Below are 19,148 nucleotides of genomic sequence, written 5' to 3' on the forward strand. Positions count from 1 at the left end.
TACGGCTCTGTAGCTCAGTTGGTAGAGCGCACGACTGAAAATCGTGAGGTCACGGGATCGACGCCCGTCGGAGCCACAAGGACCATCATTACAGTGGTCCCAGAAACCCTCGCCTAGCTTCTACATGGCGGGGGTTTTGCTTTGCCCTGCGAGGGATGACCTCACGCCTTCCAGCCCCGGGACGACGCATATGCGTGAATGCTGTCGAGCATCAGCCCGATGAACGGGTCGCCGCCGAGCTGCGCTCGCGCAGCATCCGCCGCCGCCGCGTAGGCGCCCACGATGCCGTCCGTGATCTCATGGGCGCGCGCCTCAGCCCATTCGCGTTCGACGCCGAGCCGCGCCGCCACTCTGACCAGGGATTCGAGGCTGATGCGTCCGACGCTGTCCTCCCCCTCGATCGACATGGCGAGCGTCGGGTTCTCGCCGCCGGCGGCGAGATATGGCGCGTAGCTGCCGAGATCATAGAGCGGGGCGAGCGCAGCACGCTCACGCTGCAGCAGCAGCGAGTAGTTCTTCGCGTGCGCATCGGTGCCGAGAGAGGCCACCGAGAACACCAGCGACTCGAAGAACTGCCGTGCGTTGCCACGCCGGTCCTCGGCGTCAGGCAGCGAGTTGAAGAGGTGGCCGATCGCCGCGATGCCCGGTCCGCCCTCGGACTGATACTTCATGTCCGGCGACACGCTCAGCGCTTGGCAGAGGTCTTCCTGATGGAGGCGATGCCAATGCCCGTCTTCGAGCCGGCGGTCATAGCGCGTGGAGACGAACACAGCGTCTCCGCGTTCGGTGGTCACGAGGAAGTCGTCGGCGACGTGCAGCCGCAGCTCGCGCGCCGCGGCCATCGTCATGAATTCATTGATGTGATGGTCCGGAAAGGGCGCGACCGCGGGCTTCAGGATATGCGTGGTCGGGGTCGAATCCTGCGGCACCGCCCAGCGCCCCTGCCCAGTGCGGAACAGTGCGACTTTGGGTTGCGCACCGGGAAGGCTCCAGCGCGCGTCATTCGTGCGTCTCCCCCAGGTATCGCCGTTGCGGACAAGATCCGCCACGAGCTCCGCGAAATCGGTGTCAGTGAGTTCTCGCACATCACCGTGGCGTTCGGCTGCGTCCGCGCTCGCCTCACTAGCCGGCAGCAACTGCACCGCACCCGCCGCATCACGACCGATATGCGACAGCAGAGCGAAAGGATTGCCGGTGCTGACACGATACTCGCGAGCGAGCTCCGCGAGGCGTCCTGGACTGTCGGGAAGCAACCCCTGCAGAAAAGCGCGCACCGGCTTGTTCTTGTGCCCGGCGCGCACAAGCGGCATGGAGAGTGAGAGCGGGGTCGCATCACGCCGGACCCGGTAGTCGGCGTCGTAGGTGAACGACAAGGCTCCGCCGGCCGATTGCTGGACGACGCCGATCGCGTCGCCGTCGAGATACGCGAACAGTTCACTCGACATCGTCGGCCTCGCTGACGTCGACGACGAGGCCGAGCTCTCGAAGCACGCGCATGAGCCGGAAGAGCGTGACGGCGGTGGCTCCGTTCTCCAGTCGCACGACCCACTCACGTGTGACGCCGGCGCGGCGCGCCAGCTCAGCCTGAGACAGACTCAGACCTTCACGGCGCTCAGCGACGAGTGCCCCGAAGTCGGATGCAGCGCGTATTTCCATCCCCACCTCGCATGTGACTTATAGCGCACAATTGTATATGTGACTTATAGCGCACACAAGTAGGAGTGACTTATAACGCACACCAGGCACCCGCCGCCCGGCAGCTGCCCCGGCGCTGCCGTTCCTGCGCGGGCGCATAGGGCCCGCGCGCGGATAGGCTACGACGATGGCACGGGGCGGGACGGCGAGCGGGATCACCCTGCAGCAGCTGCGGTACTTCATCGAGATCGTGGCCGAGGGGTCGATCACCGCGGCCGCGGAGCTGCTCTACGTCTCGCAGCCGACGATGTCGACCGCGATGAAGGACCTCGAGCAGCGGGTCGGTCAGGCGCTCTTCAACCGCTCGGTGCGCGGCGTCACGCTCACCGAGGAGGGCACCGAGTTCCTCCGTTACGCGCGCCAGGTCGTCGAGCAGGCAGCGCTGCTCGAGCAGCGCTACCTCGGCCGGGCGCCGTCGCGCCGGTTGCTCGGCGTCTCGGCCCAGCACTACTCGTTCGTCGTCGACGCCTTCGTGCGCATGGTGAAGGCATCGGATGCCGCGGAGTACGCCTTCAGCCTCCGCGAGACCCGCACGTGGGAGATCATCGAGGACGTCCGCACGCTGCGCAGCGAGATCGGCGTGCTGTACCGCAACGACTTCAACCGCGACGTCATCGACAAGCTGCTGCGCGAATCCGGGCTGGCGTTCACGCCGATGTTCCTGGCGACGCCGCACATCTTCATCGCCCGCACGAACCCGCTCGCCGACCGCGCGCAGGTCACGCTCGATGATCTCGAGAATCTCCCCCGCCTCACCTTCGACCAGGGCGCGAACAACTCGTTCTACTTCGCCGAGGAGCTCCTGTCGACGCGCTCGTCGAAGCAGGACATCCGGGTGAGCGACCGGGCCACGATCTTCAACCTCATGATCGGCCTCGGCGGGTACACGATCTCGACCGGCATCATCTCGGACGACCTCGACCCGTCGATCGTGTCCGTGCCGCTCGACATCGACGAGCGGATCGAGATCGGCTGGATCGGCCATGGATCCATGCCGCTCAGCGCTCAGGCCGAGCGCTTCGTGGCCGAGATGCTCGACGTGGTCGCCGAGTTCGGCGTCGAACTCCTGCCATAGCATCCACCTATCTTTACCTCCGAAGTCCGCTAATGGAACTATGACTGGCAGTCCTTCTTAGACTGGCCCGACCGCGGGGGAACCATCCTCGCGGTTCACCGTCGAGGAACAGGGCACCGGGTCATCATGACGACCGAGTTCGCATTCAGCATCAGCACCACACGTTTCGACGCGGACTACTGTCCGTCGTCGGGGTCGCGCGCGACCACGAACTTCGCGAACCTGGCGCGCGGCGAGGGCCGCCGCCAGAACCTCATGAACGCGCTGGCGATGATGGATGCCCGATGCAACGCCCTCGCGTCGGCGGACAACCCGACCGGAGACCGCTACCGCGTCGAGCTCGACATCGTCTCGGCCGACGTGCACCTCGACGCCGCGCAGAGCGACGCCGGCGTCCCGCTCATCGAGATGCTCGACGTCACGATCGTCGACCGGGCCACCGGCGAGCGCATCCCCGGCATCACCGGCAACAACTTCTCCTCCTATGTCCGCGACTACGACTTCAGCGTGGTGCTCCCCGAGCACAACGCGCATGCCGCCGTCCCCGGCACCCCGGAGGACTTCGGCGACCTGCACGGCAAGCTGTTCCGCCACTTCGTCTCATCGGCCGCCTACCGCGAATGCTTCGCGCAGACACCGGTCATCTGCATCAGCGTCTCGACGAGCAAGACGTACCGCAGCACCGGGTACCGGCATCCTGTTCTCGGAGTCGAATACCGCCAGAGCGAGTACTCGATGACCGACCGGTACTTCGCGAAGATGGGTCTGCAGGTGCGGTACTTCCTGCCTGACGGTGCGGTCGCTCCCCTCGCCTTCTACTTCGAGGGCGATCTCGTCGCCGACTACTCCGACCTGGCGCTCATCGGCACGATCAGCACGATGGAGACGTTCCAGAAGATCTACCGCCCGGAGATTTACAACGCTTCCTCCCCCGCGGGCGATATTTACCGCCCTGCTCTGGACAACTCCGACTTCGCCCCGACCGGCATCGTCTACGACCGCGAGGAGCGCAGTCGTCTCGGCGTCGAGCAGGGCCGCTTCGTCGAGGAGCATTTCATGAAGCCGAACCACGACGTCCTGGCCGAGTGGGCCACGGCCCGCGCGATCTGACCCCGAGATACGGAGACGCCGTCGATGACGAATGCGTTCCTTCCCACGTCGATCGTGGGCAGTCTGCCGAAGCCCGCCTGGCTCGCCGAGCCCGAGAAGCTCTGGTCGCCCTGGCGGCTCGAGGGCGCGGCGCTCGACGAGGGACGACGCGATGCCCTGCATCTCGCCGCCGCCGAGCAGGCCCTCGCCGGGCTCGACATCATCAGCGACGGCGAGCAGACCCGCCAGCACTTCGTCACGACCTTCATCGAGCACCTCAGCGGCGTCGACTTCGAGCACCGTGAGACGATGCGCATCCGCGACCGCTACGACGCGAGCGTCCCGACGATCGTCGGGCCCGTCGCGCGCACGAAGCCGGTCTTCGTCGACGACGCGAAAGCGCTCAGAGCGCAGACCGACCGGCCGATCAAGTGGGCACTGCCCGGGCCGATGACGATGATCGACACCCTCGCAGACAAGCACTACGGCAGCCGCGAGGAGCTCGCGTGGGAGTTCGCGCGGATCCTCAATGAGGAGGCGCGCGAGCTCGAGGCCGCCGGCGTCGACATCATCCAGTTCGACGAGCCGGCGTTCAACGTCTTCTTCGACGATGTGCGCGACTGGGGCGTCTCCGCCCTCGAGCGCGCCGCCGAGGGGCTGCGCTGCGAGACCGTCGTGCACATCTGCTACGGCTACGGCATCGAGGCGAACAACGCGTGGAAGGAGACGCTCGGCGAGGAGTGGCGCCAGTACGAGGAGTTCTTCCCGCGCCTGCAGCAGTCCTCCATCGACATCGTCTCGCTGGAGAGCCGCAACTCGCACGTGCCGATCGATCTCATCGAGCTGCTGCGCGGCAAGAAGATCATGCTCGGGGCGATCGACGTCGCGACCGACGCCGTCGAGACGCCCGAGGAGGTCGCCGCGGTCCTGCGCAGTGCACTCCCCCATGTCGACGCCGACAAGCTGTACCCGAGCACGAACTGCGGCATGGCGCCGCTGTCTCGCCCGGTCGCCGCTGCGAAGATGCGCGCGCTCGTGGAAGGCACCCGGATACTGCGGGCTGAGCTGGCGGGATCGCCTTTCTGACTCGGACCACGGCACCCGGTTCGCCGCACGCGAGCACCGCTTCGGGACGTGCCGCTGATCAGGACCGCACGATACGCTGGGCGCCAGCATCCGATCTTCTGGGAGGCGCCATGAGCGACGACATCGCGGACTGGACCCGGCTGTGCGATCTACTCGACGACGACCCCGAGCTCGCGCCCGCCGTGCACGACGCAGACGAGGACGAGCGCTGGGAGGCACTCATCGGCGGGCTCGACGACGCCGGCGCGCTCGCCTACCTCGAAAGCGACGACACGGGCATGGAGCTGGCCGATGCTCTGCCGGCGCTGCCTCGCGTCTTCCGCGCGGGAATCGATCTGTCCCCTGTCAACGACGAGGACGACCTGGATGCCGCGATCGCTCTCGCCGACGGGATCCTCGCACCTCACGGGCTGACGCTGATCCGCCTCGAGGAGGAGTCGGACGCGTGCGCGCTCGTCGCCGTTCCCGCCGAGAACGCGACCGCGATCATCGACCTCGCCGACGCGCTCGGACACGCCGCACACGCCCCGTCGTGAAGCATCCGATCAGGAGAAAGACGGACAATGGATCAATGGCATCCGACCGTCCGTCCCGCTTCCTGAGCTCGCTCCGACGAGCCATCAGCACCGACCCCGCCCAGGTCGCGATGACCGAGATCCAGCCGGTTCTCGGCGAGACGATCACGGTGAAGATCCTCGATCTGGCGCTGCGTCTGGGCGAGTCGATGTTCGCGGTCGGAGCATCCGCGCACGATGTCACGTTCGCGATCACCCGAGTCGCGAAGGTCTACGGCCTGTCGGGAGTGCACGTCGAGGTGACGTACGACGCGATCAGCGTCTCATACCACCGCAGCGAGGAGGACTGGCCGACGACCCTCATGCGCGTCGTGCGCACCGCGTCGCCGGATCACGCGAAGCTGCAGCGCCTGCAGGCCCTGTTCGCCGATATCCAGGCCGGCATGGATCTGGGCGAGGCGCGCAGCACATTCCGTGCGATCCGGCGCGTACCTTTCATGTACCGCCCGACGGTTGTGACATTCGCCCTCGCCGCCCTCGCGATCGGTGTGGCCGTGCTCTATGCGGCACCGCCCATCACGATCGTGCTCAGCTTCCTCGCCGCCCTCGGCGCCGCCTACGCGCAGGCGGGTCTGCGACGCCTGCAGGTCCCTCTCTTCTTCAGCCAGATCGTCGGCGCGTTCGTCATCACGGCGGTGGCCGCCGTCGTCTCGGCGATCAGTGATCTCGGATTCCCGCCGTTCGCCGAGGTGAACCCGGCGATCCTCGTGGCCTCCGGAATCGTCCTCATGCTCTCGGGCCTGACCGTCGTCGCCGCCGCGCAGGATGCGATCGACGGCTTCGCGCTCACGGCGCTCGGCCGCATCCTCGATGTCACGATGCAGACCCTCGGCGTGGTGCTCGGCATCCTCATCGGCCTGGAGCTCGCCCGCCTGGTGAACCTCACGATCCCCCTGCCGAAGGACGCGATCCCCTTCGGGACGGTCCCCGAGCAGATCCTCGGCGCCATCATCATCTCGGTCGCCGTCGCCGTCTTCAACGGATCCGGCATGCGAATCATTGTCATCAGCGCGCTGCTGAGCACCGTCGCGATGCTCTCCTACAGCACGGCTCTCGGCTTCGATCTGCACCCGGCGGCCGCGAGCGGCATCGGGGCGCTGCTGGCGAGCTTCCTCGGCATTCTCGTCGCCCGCAACCTGCATGTACCGTCGGTCGCGGTGACGACAGCGGCGATCGTGCCGCTCGTTCCCGGAACCGCGGTCTTCCGCGGCCTCCTGGGCGTCGTCGACTCGGACGGCACGGCAGAACTGATGGTGGGCGGCATCGGCCCGCTGATCCTCGCGGGCTCGATCGGCATCGGCTTGGCAGCCGGAGCATCCCTCGGCCTCTACCTCGGCACGCCGCTGCGGGCGACCCTCGGAACAGTCTCGAAGTCCCGCGCCCGCGTGCGGCGCTGACGCGTCGCCTCAGATTGCAGCGAGCGGAGTCGCCAGTCAGCGACCGAACTGCGCCGCTGCGGGGCAGTCGAAGGGATCAGCGGCGGCAAGACCGACGCGGTTCAAGTATTCGATGACGATCGCGTAGGAGCGGATGAGAGACGTCTCGGTGTAGGGGACGTCGTTCGCCAGGCAGTACTCGCGCACCACGTCGCGGGCCTTCGCGAGGTGCGGGCGGGCCATGCTCGGGAAGAGGTGGTGCTCGACCTGGTAGTTCAGTCCGCCCATGAAGACCGTGACCCACCATCCGCCGGAGATGTTGCGGGAGGTGCGCACCTGCTTGGTGAAGAAGTCGAGACGGGCGCCGGGCTCGATGATCGGCATGCCCTTGTGGTTGGGGGCGAAGGATGCTCCCATGTATACGCCGAACACGGCGAACTGCACGCCGAGGAAGGCGAAGGCCATGCCGAGGGGCAGCAGGAGGAAGACCGGCACGATCAGCGCGGCCATGCGCAGGATGATGATCGTCAGTTCGATCCAGCGCCCGCGGACGCCGGGCTTCGTGCATAGGTACTTCAGTCCCTGATAGTGCAGGTTGAGGCCCTCGAGCGTCAGGAGGGGGAAGAACAGCCACCCCTGCTTGCGAGTGATGAGGCGGATCAGGCCGCGCGACTTCGCGGCGTCCTCGTCGAGGAACGAGATCGTGTCGACCGCGATGTCGGGGTCCTTGCCGACCTGGTTCGGGTTGCCGTGGTGCTTGGTGTGCTTGTTGTCCCACCAGGAGTAGCTCATGCCGACGAGACCGATGAGGATGCGGGCGAGCCGGAAGTTCGCCGGCCCTGAGGCCAGAACCTGCCGGTGAGCGGCTTCATGCCCGACGAACGCGATCTGGGTGAAGACGATCGCAAGGGCTCCGGCGATGAGCAGCTGGAACCAGCTGTCGCCGAGCAGGATGAACCCGGTGATGCATCCGCCGAGTGCCAGCAGGATGCCGATGCCCGTGAGCAGGTAGAACCAGTGGGTGCGCTGCAGCAGTCCCATCTCCTTGATGACCTGCGACACGTTCTTGTAGGCGCGGGCCATCGGGGGGAAGTCTGCGTTCCCCGCGTACGTCTGACGTACCGGCCCGAGAATACTGGTGGTCTCGGTGGCAGTTGCAGACATGTCGTCTCCCGGATCCGGAGCCCTTGAGCTGTGAAAGCCAAGGGCGGATGCCGTTCGCTTGCCCCAGGCTAACCCGGGGCGTATACGCCGCGACGCATACGATGCGCGCCGTGAGACCACGGCGCAGCGGGGTCGCTCAGGGGCGCACCCGCGAGAGACTCCGGCGCAGTGCGGAACGGATCCCGCGAGGGCGCCGTCGCGGCGTCACCTCGAGCGCCCGGCGGGCCTCGGAGAGGGCCGGGAACGAACCGAGCTCGGTCCCGCGGTTGTCGTGCACGACATGGTCGTCGCCGGAGACCTCGACGAATCCGGCGTACTCGCCGTCGCGCGTGGCGACGTGGACGTCGTGATCGGCCTGCTTCCAGCTCAGTGATGAATGGGTGGTGGTACTGCTCATGGTTTTGATGCTCATTGCTTCTGCGGGCGCGCGTGAGCGCACCACGATGTTCTCGAGATCGAGGGCGGATACCGTGCGCGTCGGTGCGAACGGTCCTTTACGGCCCTGATCAGTGGCATCGCGAGGCGCCGAAATCGCGGCGAATCTCTCACGTGCACCTCAAGCCTACCGCAGGCGACCCAGGAGCGGGCGAAAACCACTTTCTTCCATTCGACGGAGTTATCTTCCGTTGCTCGCCAAGATCCGATAGAGTGACCGCTAGTCCGCAGTCCCTGCTGCGAATGAGATCCGTGTGGGAATGGATCTCAGTCTCCCGTGATGTGGGATCACGGCGACGCTCCAGGGCCCGAGGGGTCGGGTATGCGGACGATCACCGCGAGCCGTCTGCTCGCGAACTGGGGAACACTGGGGAACACATGTCGCACTGGGGAATTCTGCGAACGCTCACGGCTCGGAGAGCAGCATGACATCCGTCGAGGATGCGCTGCAGATCACTCGATCGGCGCCGGCCTTCGCGCCGTTCGTCGCGCGCGTGACCAAGACGGCAGCGCCGCAGGCGGCGGCACCGCGCGTATCGGCGACGCTCGAGCGTCGACAGCAGTGGGAGCGGCGCTACCGCACACGGCTGTGGGCCACGGACGCCGCGGTGATCGCATCGGTCGCCGTGCTCATGGCGGTCGTTCAGGCGACCGCGTTCGGGACCGCGACGGCGGTCATCGTCCGCGGAGCGCTCCTGCTCAGCATCACGCTGCTGATCATGCTGTCGGTACTGAATACGCGCTGCGCGACGATCTTCGGCTCGGGCGCCACCGAGTACCGTCGTGTCGCGCACGCCTGCGGCCTCGCCTTCGGGAGCGTCGCGATCGTAGGAATCCTCGCGGAGTGGGACGGCCTGCGGCCCCTGCTCGTCATCGCACTGCCGACCGGGATGCTGGGGCTCCTCGTCGCGCGGTGGAGTTGGCGACGTTGGCTGCAGCGGAGGCGTCTCGAGGGCTCCTACGCATCGCGCACCCTCGTGGTCGGAGACGGCGACGACGTCGAGTACGTCATCAGCTCTCTGCGCACGAGCGGCGAGAACGGTTACAACGTCGTGGGGACGACGCTGCTGGATCGCAACGCGCGCGAGATCACCGTCGACGGCACCCGCTACGCCGTCCTCGGCAACGTCGAGAACGTGGCCGTCGTGGCCGAGGAGATCGGTGCCGACACGATCATCGTCGCGAGCCGCCCCGAGGGCGAGGCCGACTTCGTCAAGCGGCTGAGCTGGCAGCTGGAGGGCACGGCCGCCGAGCTCGTGCTCTCGAGCCGTCTCGCCGATGTGGCGGGCCCGCGCATCTCGCTGCGCCAGGTCGACGGTCTGCCGTTGATTCAGGTGAAGATCCCAACGTACGAGGGCGGCATGCACGTTCTCAAGCGAGCGCTCGATGTCGTCGTCTCGGGTCTGGCGCTCATCCCGATCGCCCTGCTGACGCCCGTGCTCGCTGTGCTGATCATGATCGACTCCCCCGGCCCGGTGTTCTTCTTCCAGGAGCGCATCGGGCGCGACGGACGCTCGTTCCGCATGGTGAAGTTCCGCTCCATGAAGACGGATGCCGAGCAGCAGCTCGCCGCCCTCAAGGAGCAGAACCAGGGATCGGGTCTGCTGTTCAAGATGAAGGACGACCCCCGTGTCACCCGTGTCGGCCGAGTGCTGCGCAAGCTCTCCCTCGATGAACTGCCGCAGTTCTGGAACGTGCTTGTCGGCGATATGAGCGTCGTCGGGCCGCGCCCGCCGCTGCCCAGCGAAGTCACCGCGTACGACGGCACGGTGTTCCGCCGGCTCTACATCAAGCCCGGCATCACGGGCTTGTGGCAGGTCTCCGGTCGCAGCGACCTGTCGTGGGACGAGAGCGTGCGCCTCGACCTGCGATACGTCGAGAACTGGTCGGTCATCAACGACCTGCAGATCATGTGGCGCACCGCCCGAGCGATGGTCCAACCGAAGGGGGCGTACTGATGCCCAGCACGCCCACGGTGGTCGGCAGAACCGGCACGCCCTCTGTAGTGGTCGCCGGCGTTCGCGTCGATTCGTTCTCCGAGGTCACTATCGTCGAACGCGTCATCGCAATGGCGACATCGCCCGGTGTCGACGTTGCGGTCGGTGTGAATGCACACGTCTGCAATCTCGCCCGAAACGATGCCGCCTTCCAGAGCCTTGTTTCAGCCGGCACGACTTACGCGGACGGCCAGTCGGTCGTGTGGGCGGCTCGACTGCTGGGCGGAGATCATCCGCACCGCCTGGCGACGACCGATATCGCCGAACCTATCCTGCGTGCTGCGGCAGCTGCGGGGATCCCCGCCTACTTTCTCGGCGGCGCACCCGGAGTGGCCGAAGCCGCGGCGGACAAGATGCGCACGGCGATCCCCACCCTCAGTCTGAGGTCCCACCACGGCTTCATCGAAGCCGACTCTGTCGACGCTGTGCTCGCTGATATCACTGCCCACAACACCGGGATTCTTTTCGTGGGAATGGGCGACCCATTGCAGCAGCAGTGGATCGAGGCACACCGCGACCAGCTGCCGCCGGCCGTACTCACCTGCGGCGGACTCTTCGACTGGCTGAGCGGCTCGAATCGACGCGCACCGCGCTGGATGATCACAGCGGGCCTGGAGTGGCTGTGGCGACTGATGATCGAGCCGCGTCGCCTCGCGAAGCGCTACCTGCAGGGGAACACCTCCTTCATCCTGACGGTAGGCAGGCAGAAACTCGCGGGCCGGTGACGCGATGACCACGACCGGAATACGCCGAGGACTCGCCCGAGGCAGCGCGCTCAGCTTCATTGGGTCCGCGACGAGCGCGGTGATGGGGCTCCTGCTCATCATCGTCCTCGGGCGCACGCTTGGCGACGCCGGATCCGGCGTGGTTCTGCAGGCGATCGGCGCGTTCTCCATCGCGCTCGGCGTCGCACGATTCGGCATGGACTCGGCGTCGGTCTGGATCCTCCCGCGGCTGCTCGAGGATGGCCGCGGCCACATCCGTTCCACGACGATCTTCCTCCTCACGGCATCTGCCGTCGTCGGAGGCGTCTGCGCTCTCGTCGTCTTCATCGGAACGCTGCTGATCGACGAGGCCGACCCCGGGGACCCCGTGGCGGAGGCGCTGCGTGCGATCATATGGTTTTTGCCCGTAGCATCCGTCCTCCTCACCGCGCTCTCCGCGACCCGAGGCCTCGGCGGGGTGACCGCGTATGTGATGATCGGCAATATCGGCCTGCCCACGATGCGCCCTCTTTTCGCCCTCCTTGCCATCGGCCTGAGCTCCGGCGTTGCCGCGGTGAGCGCTGCCTGGGCGCTGCCGCTGATCCCGGCAGTTCTCGCAGCGCTCATCATCGTCGGATTCCAGGTCCGTCAGGTCGCCGCTCGACGTGAGCCCGAGTACCTCCGCAGCGGCATCCCCGGCCGTACCCTGCGCTATGCCCTGCCGCGCGTGGTCTCGTCGACGCTCGAACAGCTCCTCATCTGGCTCGCCGTGATCATCGTCGGCGCGATCGCTGGCCCCGCTGCGGCGGGAATCTACGGAGCCGCGAGTCGTTTCGTCGCATCGGGCATGATCGTCGACACGGCTCTGCGTGTGGTGGTCTCCCCGCTCTTCAGCCGGCTCCAGCACCGCGGCGACATCCGTGAGCTCGAGCAGGTTTATCGAACGGCGACGATCTGGCTGATGCTCTTCAGCACACCCGTGTATCTGCTGCTCGCCGTCTTCTCCCCCGTGGCGCTGTCGCTTCTGGGCGGTTCCTTCGCCGAGGGCGAGCCCGTCATGGTGGTCATGTGCCTCGGCGCCGTCGTCACGTTCCTCGCCGGCAACATCCACTCGGTGCTCCTGATGAGCGGACGCGGTGGACTCGCCGCGATGAACAAAGCCCTGGCCGTGGCAACGAACATCGCGTTGCTGTACGTCCTCGTGCCGTTCTGGGGGGTGACAGGCGCCGCCGTGGCCTGGGCAGTCGCATGTCTGCTCGATGCTGTTCTGGCCACAGTGCAGGTGCGTCTGCTGCTACGCATCCGGGTCTCCCCCATCGCGGGCCTGCGCCCCCTGGCGATTGGTGTCCTGGGCGTGGGCATCCCAGCGATCCTCGCACGCCTGGTTTTCGGGGCCACCTGGCTGGGGTTGCTGGTCTCCGCTGCGATCGGCCTCGCACTGCTGGCGACCTGGTGTCTACGGGACCGCGAGCGCCTGCATCTGGACGGGCTCCACGCAACGCCCTCGCTCCCCGTCGATCAGAGGAGTCAAAGCCATGCACGCTGATACGCGCGACGAAACGGCGCCGGAGAGCACCACCGTCCAGCCGAAAGTCGGTTCTCGCCGACGAACCGGCGCGCTGCTCATCGGAGTCAGCGCGTTCGTGCTCGCGGTAGCCGGTGCTGTCTTCGCGGTGAGCGTGAACGGGTGGGGTCCGGCTTCCCCCGATGATGCTTCCTTCGCTGTGCCGACGGTCACCGCGTCTCCGGCCCCGGCGGCCTCGCCGAGCGAGACGGGCGAGCTCGATGAGGATGCGGTTTCCGATGTGATCGAAATCGCCCTCGCCGCACCGATCACATCGGTCGGAACCGAGGCAGACCTCAGGGTACTAGTCGAGAACATCGCGATCGATGCCTACGCGGCAGAGCTCGAGTCCCAGTGGATCGAACTCATCTCGCAGGGATGGACGGTATCCGGCGAACCGGCCATCGTCTCGGCGTCCGTCACCGAACTCGACACCAGCGGTGCACCCGCAAAAGCATCCGTGACCGCGTGCGTGGACTCCTCCGCCGTCGTGATCTCGGACAGCTCGGGATCACCGATCGGCGATCCCGCCGCGATGACGCCACGTGCCACACACCTGTTCGGACTCGAACAGGGCGATGACGGCCGCTGGCGCATCTCCTTCCACAGCTTCCCCGATGACCCGACGTGCTGATATGGCCGCTCCAGAGAGGCGCCCTGAAATGAACCGCACCACGCCCCGCACACCCACCCGCATCATCTTGGCCCTTGCAACGGCGATGATCACTGCGGCAGCGATGCTGACTCCGATGGCGGCCTCCGCCGCGGAGCCCGCGCTGCCCGCCGCTGATGGCCTGAGCGAGATCACCGCGGCCGCCTCCTGCTGGGAGATCAAGCAGAACCGGCCGGCAGCACCCGACGGGGTGTACTGGCTGCTCACCCCGGCGATGACGCAGGCCGAGCAGTTCTACTGCGACCAGACCCGCAATGGCGGGGGCTGGTTGCTGGTCGGGCGCGGACGCGACGGCTGGGCGACCGCGACCGCCGGCTCCGGCACGCCTGCACAGGTGCGCGAGACGGTCACCGGCACCGCCGCTTTCACGCCCCGCCAGCTCTCGGGCGAGATCATCGACCAGCTCAATAACGATCAGCCGATCGGATCGCTCACCGACGGCATCCGTCTGGTCCGGGCGACCAACCAGGCGGGCACCACCTGGCAGGAGGGCTCATTCACCCTCTCGAGCCCACGCGACGGCTGGACCTGGTTCTTCAACAACCAGCAGCGCATCGCCCAATACACCCTCGGAGGATCCACCCGAACCGGTGGGCAGACCTCGAATTTCGGCTGGGACAACAACTACAACCGAGTGCGCACGATCACCGGCTCCACGGAGGGCTGGTCGATGGGCTTCGGATTCGGCAGCAACATCCGCGGCAATCCGAGCGACACCAGCTACCTGTGGTCGAAGAACACCAGCACGGGGTACGCACGTCCATTTACTCAGGTATTCATTCGTCCGAAGCTGAAGAGCGCAGACCTCTTCACCGCGATCGGGGCGACCGGCACCCCCGCCGTCGAGAACGACGCGGTCGTGTCGAGCTTCGCCGAGACGCAGAACTGGGGCGTTGCGGGTCTCGGCGCAGGTCCGTCCTCGATCGAAGGCAGCAATGAGGTCTCCGCGTTCGCGGAGGTCGATGGCACCGTCTTCGTCGGTGGCAATTTCACCACCGTGCAAAAGACCGCCGGAGGCGGGAGCGCCCAGTCGCAGAGCTATCTGGCGGCATTCTCCCGCGATTCGGCGGAGTTCGTCAGCAGTTTCCGCCCAACGTTCAACAACCAGGTGAAAGCCCTTGCGGCTCTGCCCGGAGATCGTGTCGCCGTCGGCGGATACTTCACGCAGGTGAATGGCGAGCCCTATGCCGGTCTCGTCGTGCTGAATGCATCCACCGGAGCCATCGATCCGGCCTTCACGGGACGTCTGATCAATGCGCTGAGCGGCGGTGTCCCGGTCGTGCGAACGCTCGACGTGCAGGATGGCTGGTTGTACGCGGCCGGTTCCTTCACTCATTCCACAGGCGGCAGCGCGACGAACCAGCGCTATACGCGCGGTGCGGCCCGCTTCTCTGTCACCGATGGAACGCCCGATGGATCTTGGAACCCCGAGTTCAACGGCACGGTCGTGAGCCTGGATGCCTCCGACCGCGGTGACCGCGTGTACTTCGCAGGCTTCTTCTCACAGTCACAGTCCCGCCCGGCCGATAAGGGTGCGGCGATGTCGACGGCGGATACGAGCCTGATCGCATGGCCGGTCGTGTTCTCGAACCGTGACGGCGGCCGCACCGGGTACCAGCAGGCCGTTCTCGAGGTTGGCGATCGCGTCTGGCTCGGCGGCGCCGAGCACTCTCTGATGAGCTATGACCGTGACGGTCTCGCCATGCTGAGCTCGTCGATCGGTGAGACCGGAGGCGACTTCCAGGCGATCGCCTCCGATGGGCAAGCGGTGTACGGCGGATGCCACTGCTTCGATACCCAATACGAGGGGGCAACCCGATGGCCGAGCATCGGCACCGGATGGACCTCGGCGGATGCGATCTACGGCACGGGTGCATGGAGCGCGGCCAGCGGAGATCGGATGGCGGGCTTCAACGGCTCGTTCAACACCAACCGAGGAGCGGGCGCTTGGGCTCTGTTCGTCGATTCGGCAGGGACGCTGTGGCAGGGCGGTGACTACACATACTCCACGCGCGCGGGCTATGCGCGGCAATGGTCAGGCGGTTTCGTGCGTCATGCGCAGATGGATGCCTCGGCACCGACCGCTCCGTCCGAGCTCACGGCGACGACTTCGAGCGAGGGTGTCTCGCTCAGCTGGGCTGCGTCGAGCGATGATCGCGCCGTGAGCGTCTACCAGGTGCTTCGCCACGACCGCGTCGTGGCGACCGTGACCACGACTTCGACGACCCTCCCGGCCGCACCGGCCACAACCGATTACTTCGTCCGCGCACTCGACGCACGGGGTAACGCGTCGGCATCCACCGCGGCGGTACGCGCATCCGCGGCTCCCGAGCAGCCGGCCTCCTCGGCACTGATCAGCGCGGGTTCGTCATGGGCCTATGTCTACGACGCGGTCGGCCCGACTGAGGATTGGACGAGCACCGGCTACGACGACTCCTCGTGGGGCACGGGTGCGGCTCCTCTGGGCTGGGGGCAGACGCAGCTCGGCACCACCCTGTCGACCTCGGTATCACCGAAGCCCTTGGCGTCGTTCTACCGCCACGATTTCCAGATCTCCGATGCCTCGGTTGTCGAGTCGGTCACGCTCACCACGCGCGCGGATGACGGTGTCGTGGTCTACGTCAACGGCTCCGAGGTCGCGCGTAAGAACGTCGATGCCGGAACCGCCGGTGTGAGCACGTACGCGAACGCTGCGGTGAGTGCCTCTGCGGCGCTCGCGAACCCGGTGACGGTCACGATCCCCGGGCACCACTTCACGACCGGCACGAATGTCGTGGCTGTGTCCGTGCATTCGAATTACCGCTCCACGCCGAGCCACAGCTTCGAGCTCACCGCCGAAGCGACGATCGGCACCCAGCCGGCAGCCCCGGAACCGGCCCCCGAACCCGAACCCGAACCCGAACCGCAGCCTGGGCCTGAGCCGGCATCCGGCACGATCCTCGTCGCTTCCGACACCGATTGGTCATACCTCTACTCCGGCGAAGCGATCGCCGCTGGTTGGGAGACGGGCGGTTTCGATGCCTCGGCATGGCCGACCGGTGACGGCGTCTTCGGATGGGGACACACCGTGATCGACACCCCCTTGGACACCTCACTGTCGCCCCGACCGGTCACGAGCTACTACCGAACCCTCGTCGATGTCGCGGCTCTGGATTTCGAGACGGTCACCTTGACGACGCGAGCGGATGACGGGATCGTCGTCTACGTGAACGGCACCGAGGTCGCCCGCAAGAACATCGACGCCGGGCCCGTCACGCCGGGAACGTATGCGAATGCCGCAGTCTCAGCGTCGGTCGCCGCGAGCACGCCTCTCGTCGTAGAGGTGCCCGCTTCGGCGTTCATCGTCGGGAACAACACGATCGCCGTCGAGGTCCACTCGAACTACCGGTCGACCCCGAGCCACAGCTTTGCACTGATGGCGGTGTCTCAGTGACCGCGACCGTACAGCCTCCGGCTCCGACGACTTTCCGCGGTCACCTGCATGCGTTGAATGGCGCGCAGAAGAACGGAGCCGGGGTACCCGCCTACATGCGCTGGATCAACCGCCGTCTGGCCCGGGTGATCGCCGCGGCGAGCGCCACCATCGGGCTGACGCCGAACATGGTCACGGCATTCAGCGCCGCACTCTCCGGCGCCGGGCTTGCGATCATGATCGTCTTCCCACCGTCGTGGTGGTCGGCTCCTCTGACTGGTGTGCTCCTGGCCGCAGGCTTCGTCTTCGATTCGGCCGATGGGCAGGTGGCTCGGCTGACGGGTCGTTCGAGTCCGGCAGGCGAGTGGCTCGATCATGTGGTCGATGCGGTCCGCACACCGATGATCCATCTGAGCGTCGCGGTCGCCGTCGTCCTCCACCTCCCGGACCTGATTCTCCTTGCGGTGGTCGCGCTGCTGTTCACGGTCATGAGCGTCGGACAGTTCATGAGTCAGATCCTCGCCGAGCAACTCGTGCGCGATGACGACGGTCATCAGCCGGAGGGACGGGGTATCCGCAAGTCGGTGATGCTTCTTCCGACGGACACCGGTGTGCTCTGCTGGAGCTTCGTGCTCTGGGCCGTGCCGCCGTTGTTCGCGGTGTCCTACGGCGCTCTTTTCGTGATCAATCTCGTGCACACTGCCGCGTCCATGCGGCGCAAGTTCCTCAAGCTCGCCTCGCTTTAAGCCTCAGGCACCGTCCGATCGGGCGTGGCGCGGTGCGACGAAGTCTTCTCGATGACGGCGCCGAGCAGTGCGGTGTCTGTTCCCGCGGCTTCTTCTCGGATCCATCGGATCTCCGTGGTCGTGGTGGCGTGCTCGCGCGCGATCACGATGACGGAGTGAGCGACGCGCATGGCCGAAAGGATACTGGCCGGGTGCGCCTGCGCCGAGAGGATGAGGAACGTCAAGGTCTCTTCACCGGCATCATCGATCGCCGCGTGTGTTTGACGCGTCATGAACAGATCGCCCTGACTGTCGTCCCTGGTATCGGTGGCGTTGAAGAAGCGCAGGGTCGGTATGTTCGGTGCTCCACCGGCCCCGTCCACGTCTCCTTCGAGTGCGAGTGCCTGACGCAGACCACTGCGCCATTCCTCCTTCGCCTCTGGGACGATGAGTTGGACGCTGTAACCGGACTGCGCGGTTGCCACCGCGAGATTCACCGCCGTCGCGGAGGTGTATGTGCGGTGCGTGGCATCGACGACCAGGACGGTCGTGCCCAGATAGATCTCGGAGAGCAGTCGCTCTCGGGCGATGCGCAGGGCATCTGCCGCGGATCCGATAGCAGGGATCTTCGCACGGCGCGGGTCGACCTCGGCGAACACCGGTGCGCCGAGGGCTCGCGCCGTCTCTCCCGCGTTGCGGAGGCGACGGTCGAGGGGGTTCCAGGCGAATGCCGCGATGATACCGGCCACGAGGCCTCCGGCCAGTCCGGTGAGCATGGTCCGCGTTCGTCCGGGTGCGTAGGCGAGTTCGTTGTTCTCGGCGGCGGAGAGAACGGTGCCGCCCGTCGTGTCGACGCTCTGCAGCCCGTTGCGCTCGGAGAGCAGCCCTTCGAGCTCGGTGAGGATCTGCTGCCGCTGTGTAGCGGCCTGCGCGTAGGCGACGCTGTTCTGGTCGGCGGATGTGAGCTGCTGGTTGATCGAGGCGAGTGTCTCGTTGAGCGCGTCGATGCGATCGGTGAGATTCGAGACCATGACCGCGATGCGTTCGCGCGCCTGTTCGCTGCGGAAGGAGAGGTAGGCGGATGCCACGGCGTCCGCTCCGGTGATCGCGGATCCGGCGGTCTCGCCCTCGAAGGCGACGGTGACGACGGCTGCACCGGAGGAGGTCACGACGGTCGATGCCGCGCGGATCTCGGCGGGGCTGAGCCGTCCATCGATCTGTTCGGATGCCCGGGCGGCCACGACGTGCGATCGAGCGATGGCCGCCTCGGTCGCGTCGTCGAGCAGGCCGGATGCTGCGCGCTGCGCGCTGAACGGCTCTGTGGTGATGACGTTGAGGCTGACCGTGGTCGTGGCTGTGACGGTCTGCGGCGCCAGCACGAGGAATCCACCCGCTGCGAGGCATCCGAGCAGGGCTCCTCCGACGAGCACTCGCCATTGACGCATCAGAACGAAGACGTAGTAGTCGATCCCGAGCGTGGCGGTGCTTGTCTGATCTTCATTCATCGATGAATTCCCCTTGACCTCGCTCGCGGCGAGTCCGTTCCCCAGCGGACCCAGCGGATGAGCCGGCCCATGG

16 protein-coding genes and 1 tRNA gene are annotated in these 19,148 nt (G+C 66.6%); 12 read left to right on the top strand and 5 right to left on the bottom strand.

What is annotated here, in order from left to right; translation table 11 throughout:
• The first annotated feature begins 3 nt into the window (after positions 1-3).
• Positions 4-76: transfer RNA gene (locus Q0Z66_RS08125), tRNA-Phe, on the top strand.
• An 85-nt stretch (positions 77-161) separates the two neighbouring features.
• On the opposite strand, the gene Q0Z66_RS08130 is transcribed toward Q0Z66_RS08125, so the two are convergent.
• Entirely contained in the window at positions 162-1,445 is a 1,284-nt protein-coding gene (locus Q0Z66_RS08130) for a HipA domain-containing protein (RefSeq protein WP_298040009.1), read from the bottom strand.
• Entirely contained in the window at positions 1,435-1,656 is a 222-nt protein-coding gene (locus Q0Z66_RS08135; RefSeq protein ID WP_298040010.1) for a helix-turn-helix domain-containing protein, read from the bottom strand. Before Q0Z66_RS08135 ends, Q0Z66_RS08130 begins: the two co-directional genes overlap by 11 nt.
• Positions 1,657-1,822: 166 nt before the next feature.
• Between Q0Z66_RS08135 and Q0Z66_RS08140 the strand changes: the two genes are divergently transcribed.
• The 5 genes from Q0Z66_RS08140 to Q0Z66_RS08160 all read left to right on the top strand — a co-directional run bounded on the left by Q0Z66_RS08140 (position 1,823) and on the right by Q0Z66_RS08160 (position 6,917).
• On the top strand, positions 1,823-2,770 hold the full coding sequence (locus Q0Z66_RS08140) for a LysR family transcriptional regulator (RefSeq protein WP_298040012.1): 948 nt from the start codon (positions 1,823-1,825) through the stop codon (positions 2,768-2,770).
• A 126-nt stretch (positions 2,771-2,896) separates the two neighbouring features.
• Complete coding sequence (locus tag Q0Z66_RS08145) at positions 2,897-3,880, top strand: putative oxygenase MesX (RefSeq protein WP_298040015.1); 984 nt, start codon at positions 2,897-2,899, stop codon at positions 3,878-3,880.
• A gap of 24 nt (positions 3,881-3,904) precedes the next feature.
• Positions 3,905-4,945 (top strand): methionine synthase, encoded by a 1,041-nt coding sequence (locus Q0Z66_RS08150; protein WP_298040017.1) that lies wholly within the window; start codon positions 3,905-3,907, stop codon positions 4,943-4,945.
• A gap of 110 nt (positions 4,946-5,055) precedes the next feature.
• A complete protein-coding gene (locus Q0Z66_RS08155; RefSeq protein WP_298040019.1) occupies positions 5,056-5,481 on the top strand; it encodes a hypothetical protein in 426 nt (141 codons plus the stop codon).
• Positions 5,482-5,516: 35 nt separating this feature from the next.
• Entirely contained in the window at positions 5,517-6,917 is a 1,401-nt protein-coding gene (locus Q0Z66_RS08160; protein WP_298040021.1) for a threonine/serine exporter ThrE family protein, read from the top strand.
• 36 nt (positions 6,918-6,953) lie between these two features.
• Here the strand turns inward: Q0Z66_RS08160 and Q0Z66_RS08165 are convergent, their stop codons facing one another.
• Both Q0Z66_RS08165 and Q0Z66_RS08170 read right to left on the bottom strand, forming a co-directional pair.
• A complete protein-coding gene (locus Q0Z66_RS08165) occupies positions 6,954-8,060 on the bottom strand; it encodes an acyl-CoA desaturase (protein ID WP_298040024.1) in 1,107 nt (368 codons plus the stop codon).
• Between the two features lie 136 nt (positions 8,061-8,196).
• On the bottom strand, positions 8,197-8,457 hold the full coding sequence (locus tag Q0Z66_RS08170; RefSeq protein WP_298040027.1) for a hypothetical protein: 261 nt from the start codon (positions 8,455-8,457) through the stop codon (positions 8,197-8,199).
• A gap of 463 nt (positions 8,458-8,920) precedes the next feature.
• Between Q0Z66_RS08170 and Q0Z66_RS08175 the strand changes: the two genes are divergently transcribed.
• Genes Q0Z66_RS08175 through Q0Z66_RS08200 form a run of 6 tightly spaced genes read left to right on the top strand, consistent with a single transcriptional unit; the run spans position 8,921 to position 17,591 of the window.
• A complete protein-coding gene (locus Q0Z66_RS08175; protein WP_298040030.1) occupies positions 8,921-10,453 on the top strand; it encodes a sugar transferase in 1,533 nt (510 codons plus the stop codon).
• Positions 10,453-11,217: a WecB/TagA/CpsF family glycosyltransferase gene (locus Q0Z66_RS08180; RefSeq protein WP_298040033.1), complete on the top strand. Its 765-nt coding sequence runs from the start codon at positions 10,453-10,455 to the stop codon at positions 11,215-11,217. Before Q0Z66_RS08175 ends, Q0Z66_RS08180 begins: the two co-directional genes overlap by 1 nt.
• A 4-nt stretch (positions 11,218-11,221) precedes the next feature.
• On the top strand, positions 11,222-12,742 hold the full coding sequence (locus tag Q0Z66_RS08185) for a polysaccharide biosynthesis C-terminal domain-containing protein (RefSeq protein WP_298040035.1): 1,521 nt from the start codon (positions 11,222-11,224) through the stop codon (positions 12,740-12,742).
• Positions 12,732-13,394, top strand: a complete 663-nt coding sequence (locus tag Q0Z66_RS08190) for a hypothetical protein (RefSeq protein ID WP_298040038.1) — start codon at positions 12,732-12,734, stop codon at positions 13,392-13,394. The genes Q0Z66_RS08185 and Q0Z66_RS08190 overlap by 11 nt, the downstream gene beginning before the upstream one ends.
• Positions 13,395-13,422: 28 nt before the next feature.
• Positions 13,423-16,866, top strand: coding sequence for a fibrinogen-like YCDxxxxGGGW domain-containing protein (locus tag Q0Z66_RS08195; RefSeq protein WP_298040041.1), 3,444 nt, complete (start codon positions 13,423-13,425; stop codon positions 16,864-16,866).
• Positions 16,863-17,591, top strand: coding sequence for a CDP-alcohol phosphatidyltransferase family protein (locus tag Q0Z66_RS08200; RefSeq protein ID WP_298040044.1), 729 nt, complete (start codon positions 16,863-16,865; stop codon positions 17,589-17,591). Before Q0Z66_RS08195 ends, Q0Z66_RS08200 begins: the two co-directional genes overlap by 4 nt.
• Here Q0Z66_RS08200 and Q0Z66_RS08205 read toward each other — a convergent pair.
• Complete coding sequence (locus tag Q0Z66_RS08205) at positions 17,588-19,075, bottom strand: hypothetical protein (protein ID WP_298040047.1); 1,488 nt, start codon at positions 19,073-19,075, stop codon at positions 17,588-17,590. The two genes, Q0Z66_RS08200 and Q0Z66_RS08205, sit on opposite strands and share 4 nt — an antisense overlap.
• Between the last annotated feature and the right edge of the window lie 73 nt (positions 19,076-19,148).

Source organism: uncultured Microbacterium sp., from assembly GCF_947632095.1.
In the GTDB taxonomy this organism is placed as follows: Bacteria; Actinomycetota; Actinomycetes; order Actinomycetales; family Microbacteriaceae; genus Microbacterium.